The sequence below is a fragment of the Asanoa iriomotensis genome (assembly GCF_016862515.1).
GTDB lineage: Bacteria > Actinomycetota > Actinomycetes > Mycobacteriales > Micromonosporaceae > Asanoa > Asanoa iriomotensis.
Genome location: NZ_BONC01000012.1, coordinates 19,168 through 30,880, shown reverse-complemented (window position 1 = coordinate 30,880; position 11,713 = coordinate 19,168). Strand labels below are relative to the sequence as shown.

The following is an 11,713-nucleotide window of genomic DNA, read 5'->3' as shown; positions in this document are numbered from 1 at the left end:
GCCGAACACGATAACGATCGGATTCAATCAAACCGCATGGGCGCAGATCGCCTGGCGGTGAGATGTGATCCGCCCCGGGTTTGGCGCGGTGGCTTCAGACCAGCCAGCGGATCACGGTGAGCAGGCCGATGCCGGCCAGGCCGAGCGCGATGACGCCCGCGATGAATGCGAGCAGGCAGGGAACGCCGTCGCGCCAGGAGCTGGGTGCCTCCGGTCGTGGGCCGGCGTCGGTCCACGACACCGGGGCCGGGCCCTCCCGCTCGGCCCGCTCGGTCAAGCGCGCCAACCGGGACCGCCCGGCCGGGCCGAGCGAGTCGGTCGGGTCCGCGCGCAGCTTCAAGGCGTACAGGCGGGCCCACACGCTCGGGAAGGCGCGCTCGAACGCGGCGATCTCCGCCTCCGTGGCGTCCTCCGTCAGGAAGCCCCACCGTCCGGCTTCGACGACGTTGCCCACCTGACGGTTGAGGGCCGCCCGCGCGGCTCGCACCTCCAGGTCCGCAGGGAAGGCGGCGGTGAGGCTGGCCAGGCGCTGCAGCGCGGGATGGTAGTGCCCGCGCTGCAGATCGGCCGACACCCGGGCCAGCACCTCGTCCTTCGCCACGCCGCCGATTATCGGCGTCCGATTCGGGCCTGCTGTAGCGAGTTTCGCGTCCGGTCCGGTCTGCTGGTCCCGTAGCAGACCGGACCGGACAGATCAGGCGGCTGCGGTCTCGGCCGGCACGGCGGTCAGTGCAGCCGCCAACTCGTGCAGCCGCACGCCCTCGGTCGACGGCACGCAGATGCCGGCGAGCCGCTCAACCGGGGCGATCCAGGTCAAGGGCAGCGCGCTTACGCCGTGCGCGGCCCCGGAGAGCGCGCCGACCAGCGCCGGCAACGTGTCGCCGGCTTTGGGAAGCAGTGCGGCGGCGCCGAGCGCCTCCGCCGGGCTCCCGCTGTCGCGGGCGATCAGCAGCGCGAGCGGCAGTGTTTCGGCGACCACGTTGCCGAAGTTGTACTCGGCATTGAGGACTGCGTCGCTCCACACAGGAATGGCCGCGAATACCGAACCAGCCTCGGCGAGGGCCGCCTCCGCGACCGCGAGTTTCCGTGCCAGCCAGGTGTCCGCCGTGATCTCCGCGCGGGCGGCGTCGACCGCCGCGGCGAGGGTGCCGCCGCCCACCAAGACCGCTGCGGCCGCCGCGAATCCCGCCGCGCCGTCGATGCCGACCTCGGCGTTGGTGATCGATGCCAGCCGGCGGGCCACCTCGGCGGCCCGCGCGGGCGAACCCGCCCACCGGATGCCGACCGGCAGCACGCGCGCCAGCGCCGAGTCGTCGTAGTGGTGCGGGTTGTCGTTGCCCGTCGTCGGTGCGCGCAGGCCGAGGAGCGCGTTCGTGACGGCAGAGCGGTCCGCTACCGAGCCCCAGAACCGGTCGTGCTGCGGCTCGACCCGGCTCCACCACGCGTCGAAGAGCTCGTCCACGCTGGGATCAACGCCCACGGCGAGCACGATCTGCGCGCCGAGTGCCGCCTGCTCGGTGTCGTCGGTCGCGCCGAAGTCCATCAGCGCCGGGTCGGCGCTCAGCGTGAACGGCAGCGGGACCTTGTTGACCCGCTGCGCGTCCCCTTCGAGCATGTAGCGGGACAGCAGCGTACGGCGGTGCGGCAGCCGGAGCTGACGGTGCCAGAGCGCCGGGAAGCTGGCGGCGTCACCCGCGGCCAGGCCGAAGAAGGCGCCTTCGGCGCGGTCGAGCGTCGTGGTCATCGGACGGCTCCGTTCGGGGTCTCGGTGCCGCGCGCCGCGACGGCGTCGGCGATCTCGTCGGCGAGGGCGGACAGGCGTACGCCCGCCGTGCTCGCGATGCAACTGCCGCGCAGGGCGACGATCCGGCTCGACCACTCGGTCGGAATCGCGGTCGCGCCGCGTAGCGCGCCGGCCATCGCACCGGCCATCGCGGCGATGGTGTCGGCGTCGCGGCCGATGTTGACGCCGCCGAGCACGGAATCGACGTAGTCGCCCTCGGCGATCGCGAAGACCCCGAACGCGAGCGCGGTCGCCTCCGGCGCCACGTCGGCCCATGGGTAGTGGAAGATCGAGATCCGCCGCTCGAGCTCGTCGAGGCGCTCCTCGGCGCTGCCGGGTTCGGCCGCCACCAGCAGAGCGCGGTCGATCATGCGGGCCGACCACGAGTCGGCGGGCACCGCCGCGAGGCCGGCGTCGGCCACCACCCGCCAGTCGTCGGTGGTCGCGGCGGCGGCGACCGCGGCGGCCACGGCCTGTCCACAGTAGATCCCGTCACGGGCGTGGCTCACCTGGGCGTCGATGCCCGCGATCCGCGCCGCCTCGCCCGGGTCGCCGGCGAAGTACGCGCCGATCGGCGCGACCCGCATCGCCGAGCCGTCGCTCCACATCTCGTGGTTGTCCGAGCCGGTGTGCGGCGCGCGCAGGCCGCGGGCGAGGTTGTGGATCGCCTCCATCTCCGAGAAGCCGCCGCGGTTGAACCCGCCGTCCTGCTGGACGAGCACGCGGTCCCACTCGTCGGAGACGTTGTCGATGGTCAGCGCCGGGCCGTAGGTCAGCAGGATGCGCGCCGTCAGGGCCGCGTACTCCGTGTCGTCGGTGCCGGCGGGGTCGTCGGACAGGAAGCCGGTCACGCGGCCGTGCGCGGCACGGATCGCCGCGCGGGTCATCCCCTCGGTCGGCGCGCCCAGGGCGTCGCCGATCGCCTGGCCGAGGACCGCGCCGTGGATGCGGTCGCGCAGGTCGGTCATGAGCCTTCACTCCGATGTCGGTGAGGTGGTGGTCGGGACACGATAACGCGCAAACCGGTTTGCGCTAGTGGGTCTTCGACAACGACGTGAGCGTCACATCGATAAACCCCCAACGCCCGAAAAACAACGGTTGACAAGCCCGGGTACCTGGCCGAAACTGCCTAACACCCACGGCCTGTGGGGCAGTTCACCCAAACCGGTTTGCGTACGCCACCAGGGAGGACCGTCCATGCCACCCCGACCTCGCATCGCAGACGTCGCGGACATCGCCGGCGTGAGCCGGACGACCGTGTCGCACGCGTTGAGTGGCCGGCGGCCGGTCTCCGACGAGGCGAAGGCGAAGGTCATCGCCGCGGTCAAGGAGCTCGACTACCGGGCGAACCAGCTCGCGGTCAACCTCCGGCTGCAGCGCACGCAGACGATCGCGTTCGTGATGCCCGACATCACCAACCCGTTCTATCCGATGGTCGCCCGCGGGGTGCAGGACACCATCCGCGACGCCGGCTACCAGGTGGTCGTCTGCAGCACCGACGGCGACCCGGTCCGCGAGGCGGCGTTCCTCTCCGACATGGTCAGCCGGGCCGTCGACGGCCTGATCATCGACCTGTTCCGCACACCGGCCCACGCCGTCGAGGCCCTCGTCGGCAAACACACCCCCGCGGTGATGCTGGGGCCGATGAAGGCGCCGCCCATCGGCGACCGGGTGCACGGCGACGACCGGGTCAGCGTCGCCGAGGCCACCCGGCACCTGCTGCGCAGCGGCCGCACCCGGATCGCGTTCGCCGGCGGGCCACCGGGCATCGGGCCCGGCGGCATCCGCCAGTCCGGCTACGAGGACGCACTCCTCGGCGCCGGGGTGGCCGTCGATCGCAAGCTCGTCATCTCCGCCGACTACACCCGCGACGGCGTCCGCGTCGCCGTCGAGGCCGCCTTGGCGGACGGCCTCGACGTCGACGGGATCGTCTGCGCCAACGACCTCGGCGCCATCGGCGCGCTGGACGCGTTGCGCGCGCACGGTCGTTCCGTACCCGATGACGTGGCGGTGATCGGTTTCGACGACATCGACGCCGCCGCGCTCGTCCACCCCGCACTGACAACCATCGACAACCGCGCGTACGAGAAGGGCACGGTCTGCGGCCGGCTGCTTCTCCAGCGCATATCCGGGGAGCTGGACGGCCCCTTCCGGGACATCATCGTGCCCGGGTCCCTGGTCGTCCGCGACTCGGCTTGACCGACCTGAGCGAAGCCTGCCCGTCCGGGCCGCTGCCGTCCCCCACAGCGGCTCCCGCTGACAACAGGAGAACCCACCCCATGAATCGCACACCCACCGGCCTGTCCCGCCGGAACCTGCTCAAGCTCGGTGCGGGCGGTGCCCTCGCCACGTTCCTCGGTGCCTGCGCCGGCGGCGCCGAAGCACCCGGCGCCAAGGGCAAGTCCGGCAAGCTCACCGTCTGGGCGGGCTTCGCCAGCAAGGAGGCCGAGGACTGGTACCGCGCCAACGTCCTCGAGGCCTTCAACAAGAAGTATCCGAACGTGCCGGCCGACCTGGTCATCAAGCAGTTCGACACGATGGCGCAGCAGCAGCAGACCGCGCTGGCCGCCGGCGCCGGCCCCGACATCGTCGGCGGCTCCGGTCCCGCGGCGCTGCGGGAGTACGCCGCCGCCGGCTATCTGCTGCCGCTGGACGACTACGCGAAGAAGCTCGGCTGGAACGACCGCGTCCTCGGTTGGGCGATGAAGACCGGCGTCGTCGACGGCAAGCTCGTCGCGCTGCCGACCAACTACGAGTCGATGCAGATCTTCTACAACCCGGCCACGTTGGCGAAGCACGGCTGGACGTACCCGAAGAATCGCGCGGAGTTCGAGGCGATCTGCCGCGAGGCCAAGGGCAAGGGCATCATCCCCGTCAGCGCCGGCAACGCCGACTACAAGGACTCCAACGAGTGGCACGTCTCGGTGTTCCTCAACCACATCGCCGGGCCCGACGCCGTGCGCCAGGCGCTCAAGGGTGAAGCCAAGTTCAGCGACCCGGTCTTCGTCGACGCGATCGAGCAGGCCCGCGGCTACTTCACGCAGGGCTGGTGGGGCGGCGCGGTCGACCGCTACTTCACCAACACCTTCCCGCAGCAGTACCAGCAGGTCGCCAAGGGTGAGGCGGTCTTCAACATCACCGGCACCTGGGGGCTGGGCGAGATCGGCCCGTTCTTCGGCAAGGAGGGCGGCAACGACGCCGAGTGGGCCTGGGGCGCGATCCCGTCCCTGCGCGACGGCGTGCCGGAGAACATCTGGGAGCTCGCCGTCGGCGGCACCCGCTCGATCAACGCGAAGTCGGCGAACCCCGACGCCGCGGCCGACTTCATGGACTTCCACCTGCAGGACCCGAAGCTGCAGGGCCGGGCGCTGGCGGAGGCCAACTTCGCGCCGCCGCCGATCGCGATGAGCGAGTCGGACTTCCCCGCCGACCTCGACGAGCGGGTGTCCAGCCTCTACGCCGCGTTCGGCGACGCGGCTCAGGTCGGCTACACCACCTGGACGTTCTTCCCGCCCAAGACCGACACCTTCATCATCGAGGGCTGGGAGAAGCTGATCACCGGCAAGCTCACCTCGCAGCAGTACTGCCAGCAGATCGCGGACACGTTCGGGCCCGAGCTGGCCGCCGGCGTCGTGCCGCCGCTCCCGGAGTAGGGACGGCCCGTGACCGCACCCACCGTCACCGTCCCGGAGACCGCGCCGGCCACCCGCACGGGTGGCCGGCCGCGGCGCCGCAGCGTCAGCCGCCGGACGCGGCTGATCGCGTGGCTGTTCATGGTCCCGCTGATCGTCGTCAACGTCACGGTGATCCTCTGGCCCGGCGCGCAGTCGGTCTACTACTCGTTCACCGACTGGTCGGGCATCGGGACAGGCAACTGGATCGGGTTCGGCAACTACACGCGGATGCTGCACGACGAGGAGTTCATCTCGGCGCTGAAGCACAACCTCGTGTGGACCGTGGTCAGCCTGATCGCACCGATGCTGCTCGCCCTGCTCGGCGCCTACCTGCTGTCCCGGGTCCGCCGGTTCCAGGTGCTGTTCCGGCTCGCCTACTTCATCCCGTACACCGTCGCGACCGTGGTCAGCGCCGCCGTCTGGGAGAACCTGCTCTCGCCGGACAGCGGCCTCGGCAACCTGCTGGGCGTGAACTTCCTCGGCGACCAGGACCTGGCGCTCGGGACGGTCGCCGGCGTCAACACCTGGGCCTTCTGGGGCTTCCTCGTCGTGATCTTCCTGGCCTCGATGCAGTCGGTGAACCCGGCCCTCTACGAGGCCGCCGCCCTGGACGGCGCGGGGCCGTTCCGGCAGTTCGTCTCCATCACCCTGCCGAGCATCCGGCCGACGCTGGTCTTCCTGGTCGTGCAGACGATCGTCTGGTCGTTCCTGGCGTTCGACTTCGTCTTCATCCTCACGCAGGGCGGGCCCGCCGGGGCGACCGACGTGCTCAGCACGCTGCTCTACCGCAACGCGTTCTCGAACCTCGAGGCCGGGTACGCGTCCGCGATCGGCGTCGTGATGGCCCTGTTCACCGCGATCGTCGTCATCACCTACCAGGTGCTGCGCCGGGTCAGGAAGTGGGAAGCATGAGTGCCGTCAGCGTCCTGACCAAACCCGCCCGGGCCCGCGCGGCGGTCGTCGCCGGCCAGCGACCGGCCGGCATCGGCGGCTGGGCGATCCTGCTGATCCTCGCGCTGTTCGCCGTCGGCCCGCTGATCATCTTCGTCTTCGCGGCCTTCAAGACGCAGGCCGAGATCGTCGAGAACCCGTTCGGCCTGCCGGCCGACCTGCTCTGGTCGAACTTCTCGCAGGCCTGGCAGCAGGCGCACATGGGCCGGGGCCTGACCAACAGTCTCGTCCTGGTGGCGGGAGCGGTGGCCGGCACCCTCGTCATCGCCGGGCTCGCCGCGTACGCGATGGCCCGCCTCGACCTGCCCGGCGGCGGCTCGGTGATCCTCTATCTGTTGGTCAGCAGCGCCCTGCCGATGCAGATGTTCCTCGTGCCGCTGTTCTTCATCTGGACGCGGACCGGGCTCTACGACACCAAGCTCGGGCTGATCATCATCTACTGCGCGACGCTGACTCCGTTCGCCACGCTGCTGCTGCGGGCGTTCCTGCTGACGCTGCCCCGCGAGCTGGAGGAGGCCGCGCGCATCGACGGCGCCGGGGAGCTGCGGATCGCCGCGCGGGTGATCCTCCCCAACGCCCTGCCCGGCATCCTGACCGTCGCCCTGATCACGGCGCTCGCGACCTACAACGAGTTCCTGTTCGCGGTCACGTTCCTGGAGTCCGACGAACAGATGCCGGTGTCGACGTCGTTCTTCGCGTTCCAGCAGTCGTACGTGCAGAACACCGCGCTCACCGCGGCGGCCGGCCTGATCATGCTGGTCCCGATGCTGGCCATCTTCCTGGTCCTCCAACGGCGGTTCGTCGAAGGGATGGCCAACACCGGGATGGCGGCCTGACTCAGTCGCGCTTCAGGCGCTGCGCGAGCCACTCCACCGCGAGCGGATAGCGGTAGTCGATGCCGCCGTGCGCCGCGGGGAACAGCTCGAAGGCGATGCGGTCGGCCGGCACGCCGACGCGGTCGAGGCCCGCCTTGAACGCCTCCGCGCCGAGGTCGAGGAACCACTCGTCGCGGGTGCCGGCGTCGATCCACACCGCCCGCAGGGAGCGCAACTCGGCGGCGTACCGGTCGACCATGCGGATCGGGTCCCAGGCCAGCCAGCGCTCCCACACCTCCGGGATGATCTGGCCGGTGCGCGGGTCGACCGGCAGCCGCGGCGTGCCGTCGGGGTCGGGGGAGAACGCGGCCGCGCAGCCGAGCACGAGCACCAGCAGCATGTCCTCCTCCTTGGTGAAGGAGACGCGCTGCTGGAAGTCCTTCCACCACCGCAGGATGTCGCCGTCGTAGTCGCGCAGCGCCCGCACGGACTTGGCGAACTCGTTGAGGTAGCAGTACTCGTAGAGGGCGTCGCCCGCGTGGGTGGCCAGGGCGCCGAACAGGTCGGGGCGCAGCATCGGCGTGATCATCGCGCCGAAGCCCCCGGACGACTTGCCGGAGATGGCCCGCGACTCGCGGTCCGCGATGGTGCGGAAGTTCGCGTCGACGAAGGGCACGACCTCGTCACAGAGGTACGAGTGGTAGTTGCCGGTGCCGACGGAGTCGACGAACTGGGAGCCGCCGTAGGCCGTCCACGCGTCCACGTAGACCAGCACGCAGCCGGGTGCCCGCCCCTCGGCGAAGACCCGGTCGGCGGTCTCGACGAACGGCTGCCGGAACGGCTGGCGGTTGCCCCACATCGCGATCTGGCCGGTGTAGCCCTGGATCACGTAGATGCTGGGGTAGCGGTCGGCGGACTCGTCGTACCCGGGCGGCGTGTAGACCCACAACGGCCGCAGGTGCGGGTCACCGAGCGGGTTGCCGCGCAGCTGCCGCGAGTCGATCGTCTCCTGATGCAGGGTCCCGGCGAGATCACTGAACATGGGCTGGCTCATGACATCCGTTTCTAGCATCCGCCGCTATCCTGCGCCGATGAGCGTCATCGACGAGATCGGCCGCAGCAAGCACGTCAGCCTGGTCACGTTCCGTAAGGACGGCACCGGTGTCGCGACGCCCGTGTGGCACGTCGTGGAGGGCGACGAGCTGTTCGTGGTCTCCGAGGCCAAGGCGTGGAAGGTCAAGCGGGTCCGCCGCGACCCTCGGGCCGAGGTTACCGTCTGTGATATCCGGGGCCGGATCAAGCCGGGCGCGCCCACGGCGACGGGCACGGCCCGCGTGCTGGACGAGGCCGGCACGGCCGCGGCCCGCAAAATGCTCGCCCGCAAGTACATCTCGTCGCGGGTCGGCAACTGGTTCGCCCGGGTGCTGCACCTGCGGCGCCCGCCGCTGGTGGGCATCGCGGTGACGCTCAGGCCGGCTGACTAGGCGGGAAGCCGAGGGCGGCGACGTGGTGCGCCCCGACGAACGCGTTGATCTCGGCGATCTTCCCGTCCTCGATTCTCAGCAGGTCGACGACGATGCCGGTGTAGCGGGTGTCGCCCGGCTGGCGCAGGTAGTTCACCTGGCCTGGCCGGCCGTTGGCGCTGGTGGGCAGCGTGCGCCAGTCCAGCGGCCGGGCCAGGAACGCCGTGACCGCGTCGATCCCGACGACCGGCGGGTCGGGCGGCATGGTGAGCCGCACGTCGTCGGCGAGCAGGATCCGGATCGAGTCCTCGTCGGACGCCGCCGCGTAGCGGCGCAGAATCGCCTCGTCCTGCGCCGTCAGCGAGGGACGGCGCCAGTCCTTCGGGTCGGCCGGGGCATGCGCGCGGATGGTGCGGCGGCCGCGCTGGATGAGGCTGTTCGCCGCCGGGACCGCGATGTCGAGGGCGTCCGCGACCTCCGCCGGCGTCCAGCCGTCGACGTCGCGCAGCACGAACGCCGCCCGCTGCCGCGGCGGCAGGAACCGCAGGGCGGCGATCAACGCGAGCTCCACCAGCTCGCCGGACGCGATGTCCGCGGCCGGGTCGTCCGGGTACGGACCGACCGCCGTGTCCCATTCGAGAGGATCGCCGGCCGGCGCGGTGCGGCGTTCGGCGGCCTTGCGGTTGTCCAGGAAGAGGTTGGTGGCGATCCGGTAGAGCCAGGTCCGCGCCGACGAGCGCCCGTCGAAGCCGTCCCGGGCCCGCCAGGCGCGCAGGAACGCCTCCTGCGTCAGCTCGTCCGCGTCGGCGACGTTGCCGGCGAGCCGGTAGCAGTGCGCGTGCAGCTCCCGCCGGTGCTGTTCGTACGCCGCAGCGAGCCAGGCCTCGTCCACCCGGACAGGGTAGCGATGACGATCCGGGGGTTGCCTCGTCAGTACCTCCGACAACGTCCTTGAGGAGGAACTGTGCGACCAGAGATCGTCGACCGAACCGCCTGGCTTGCCGCCCGCGCCGAGCTGCTGACCAGGGAGAAGGCGCACACACGGGAGGGAGACGCGATCGCGGCCGCCCGGCGCCGGCTGCCGATGGTGGAGGTGGACGCGACCGTTTCGCTCGTCGGCGCCGCCGGCCCGACGGGGCTGCTGGACATCTTCGAGGGCCGCGACCAACTGCTGGTCTGCAAGCACATGTGGCACCGCGGCAAAGGTTTCGGGGACCAGTGCCGGGGCTGCACGGCGACGGTGTGGAACTTCCAGGACGCCAGCTACCTGGAGGCCCGCGGCGTGACGTTCGCGGTCTGGTGCCAGGGCCCGTATGCGGAGTTCGCGCCGTACCGGGAGTTCATGGGCTACCAGGCGCCGTGGTACTCGGTCGACGGCGTCGACGTGCCGGGCATCTCCGACGGCTGGATCACGACGTACCTGCGGGTCGGGGACCGGGTGTTCCAGACCTACGAGACGGACGGGCGCGGGTGCGAGGTGATGATGCCGGCGCTGCAACTCCTGGACATGACCGTGTACGGGCGGCAGGAGGAGTGGGAGGACTCCCCGGCGGGCTGGCCGCAGGACCCGACGCAGAGCTGGTTCATCCGGGACGGACGACCTGTTCCACAGTGGACGCGTCTCGATCCAGCGAGTAGCGGCGCTGCACGATGACCGCGGCACCCAACAGCACGGCGGGCACGAGCGCGAAGCCGTAGCGGACCGCGTCCAGCGCGGCCGCGGACTGCTGCACGTCGTCGCCGCTGCTGCCGACGAAGCCGCCGATCGCGAGGCAGGCGGCGTAGAGGTAGGGCCCGATCGCCCCGCCGGCCGAGTCGGCGGCCGTCCAGACACCGGTGTAGCTGCCGGCGTCGGCGATCTTCCGCCCGGCGCCGGCGGCCACCACGTCCGGCAGCATCGAGAAGGCGAGCAACTGCAGCGCGGCGAACGCGATGCCGAGCACGGCCACCACGCCGATCAGCAACGGGAGCGGGGCGTGGTGGCCGAGCGCGACGACCAGACAGCCGGCGGCGAAGGTGCTCTGTGCGAGCAGCAGGCCGCGCTGCTTGCCGATGCGGCGGGCCACCGCGAGCCAGACCGGCGTCGCGAGCAGTGCGGGTGCGAGGAAGGCGGCGACCAGCACCGTGGTGAGGCCCGAGCGGCCCAACTCGTACGCCGCGAAGTAGGGCACCGCGGCCAGCACGAGGTGCGTTGCGGTGGAGGTCAGCAGGAACGCGCCGACCAGCGGGCGGAAGTGCGGGTCGCGCAGGGAGTTCAGCAGCACCCGCAGGTCGCGCAGGTGCGGCGGCGCCGGGTTCGCAGGGGTGCCGGCGACCGCGCCGAGCCGGCGGACGCCGGTGATGCCGACGAGCATCGCGGCCAGCATGCCCACCGCGAGGGCGCAACCCATGACGAGGTACGCGCGCCGCGTCGGGTCGTCGCCGCCGGTCAGCGCCGGTGCTAGGACGCCGCTGGCGAGGATGCCGACGGTGAGGACGACCATCCGGAACGACATGAGCCGGGTGCGCTCGTGGTAGCCGATCGCCAGGTCGGCCGGGGTGCTGAGGTTGGGCACCTGATAGGCCGCGTAGAGCAGGTTGCCGAGGGCGTAGAAGACGGCGACCCAGATGGCGGCGCCGTTGCCCCGCAACGAGCCGGGCACGGCGAACATCGCGGCGAAGGACAGCGGCAGCAGGCACGCGAACACCATCAGCGCGAGCCGGTGCCCGTGCCGGGCGCGCTGCGCGTCGGAGACGTGACCGACGAACGGGTGCAGCAGGATGTCCGCGACCTTGGGGATCAGCAGGGCGAAACCGGCGACGAGCGGCGCGACGGCGAGCACGTCGGTGAGGAAGTAGAGCAGCAGCAGCCCGGGAACGGTGATCCAGACGCCCATGCCGAGCGTCCCGCTGGAGAAGGCGAGCAACCCACCGCGGGGCAGACGCACGGCACCACTCTCGACCACCGGGTCGACGGGGGTCCGGGTCACACACGCAACGCTATCCGTCGATAGATCACCAACGCAACGCCCTCTTGCCCATCCCGCG

Annotated in this window: 12 protein-coding genes; 6 read left to right on the top strand and 6 right to left on the bottom strand. The window is 71.2% G+C overall.

What is annotated here, in order from left to right; all coding sequences use genetic code 11:
* Window positions 1-94: 94 nt before the first annotated feature.
* From Air01nite_RS10975 to Air01nite_RS10965, 3 genes are all read right to left on the bottom strand, one after another.
* Entirely contained in the window at window positions 95-601 is a 507-nt protein-coding gene (locus tag Air01nite_RS10975) for a DUF6584 family protein (protein ID WP_203701904.1), read from the bottom strand.
* Between the two features lie 93 nt (window positions 602-694).
* Window positions 695-1,744, bottom strand: coding sequence for an ADP-ribosylglycohydrolase family protein (locus Air01nite_RS10970; protein ID WP_203701903.1), 1,050 nt, complete (start codon window positions 1,742-1,744; stop codon window positions 695-697).
* Window positions 1,741-2,751, bottom strand: a complete 1,011-nt coding sequence (locus Air01nite_RS10965; RefSeq protein ID WP_203701902.1) for an ADP-ribosylglycohydrolase family protein — start codon at window positions 2,749-2,751, stop codon at window positions 1,741-1,743. The genes Air01nite_RS10970 and Air01nite_RS10965 overlap by 4 nt, the downstream gene beginning before the upstream one ends.
* 229 nt (window positions 2,752-2,980) lie before the next feature.
* Between Air01nite_RS10965 and Air01nite_RS10960 the strand changes: the two genes are divergently transcribed.
* The 4 genes from Air01nite_RS10960 (at window position 2,981) to Air01nite_RS10945 (ending at window position 7,244) form a co-directional block, all read left to right on the top strand.
* On the top strand, window positions 2,981-3,982 hold the full coding sequence (locus Air01nite_RS10960; protein ID WP_203701901.1) for a LacI family DNA-binding transcriptional regulator: 1,002 nt from the start codon (window positions 2,981-2,983) through the stop codon (window positions 3,980-3,982).
* Window positions 3,983-4,062: 80 nt separating this feature from the next.
* Window positions 4,063-5,436: an ABC transporter substrate-binding protein gene (locus Air01nite_RS10955; RefSeq protein WP_203701900.1), complete on the top strand. Its 1,374-nt coding sequence runs from the start codon at window positions 4,063-4,065 to the stop codon at window positions 5,434-5,436.
* A 9-nt stretch (window positions 5,437-5,445) separates the two neighbouring features.
* The gene (locus Air01nite_RS10950; RefSeq protein WP_203701899.1) at window positions 5,446-6,369 is read left to right on the top strand and encodes a carbohydrate ABC transporter permease; all 924 of its coding nucleotides are present in this window, start codon (window positions 5,446-5,448) and stop codon (window positions 6,367-6,369) included.
* Window positions 6,366-7,244: a carbohydrate ABC transporter permease gene (locus tag Air01nite_RS10945; protein WP_203701898.1), complete on the top strand. Its 879-nt coding sequence runs from the start codon at window positions 6,366-6,368 to the stop codon at window positions 7,242-7,244. The genes Air01nite_RS10950 and Air01nite_RS10945 overlap by 4 nt, the downstream gene beginning before the upstream one ends.
* A 1-nt stretch (window position 7,245) precedes the next feature.
* Here the strand turns inward: Air01nite_RS10945 and Air01nite_RS10940 are convergent, their stop codons facing one another.
* Window positions 7,246-8,277: an alpha/beta hydrolase gene (locus Air01nite_RS10940; protein ID WP_239090649.1), complete on the bottom strand. Its 1,032-nt coding sequence runs from the start codon at window positions 8,275-8,277 to the stop codon at window positions 7,246-7,248.
* 37 nt (window positions 8,278-8,314) lie between these two features.
* On the opposite strand from Air01nite_RS10940, the gene Air01nite_RS10935 reads away from it, so the two are divergent.
* Window positions 8,315-8,707 (top strand): PPOX class F420-dependent oxidoreductase, encoded by a 393-nt coding sequence (locus tag Air01nite_RS10935; RefSeq protein ID WP_203701897.1) that lies wholly within the window; start codon window positions 8,315-8,317, stop codon window positions 8,705-8,707.
* Here the strand turns inward: Air01nite_RS10935 and Air01nite_RS10930 are convergent.
* Entirely contained in the window at window positions 8,691-9,578 is an 888-nt protein-coding gene (locus tag Air01nite_RS10930; protein WP_203701896.1) for an RNA polymerase subunit sigma-70, read from the bottom strand. The genes Air01nite_RS10935 and Air01nite_RS10930 overlap by 17 nt on opposite strands.
* Window positions 9,579-9,650: 72 nt before the next feature.
* Here Air01nite_RS10930 and Air01nite_RS10925 point away from each other — a divergent pair, with 72 nt between their 5' ends.
* Window positions 9,651-10,340, top strand: a complete 690-nt coding sequence (locus Air01nite_RS10925) for a DUF899 family protein (protein WP_203701895.1) — start codon at window positions 9,651-9,653, stop codon at window positions 10,338-10,340.
* Here the strand turns inward: Air01nite_RS10925 and Air01nite_RS10920 are convergent.
* Window positions 10,270-11,655 carry an MFS transporter gene (locus Air01nite_RS10920; protein ID WP_239090648.1) on the bottom strand — a complete coding sequence of 462 codons (1,386 nt, stop codon included), beginning with the start codon at window positions 11,653-11,655 and terminating at the stop codon, window positions 10,270-10,272. The genes Air01nite_RS10925 and Air01nite_RS10920 overlap by 71 nt on opposite strands.
* Window positions 11,656-11,713 lie beyond the last annotated feature (58 nt).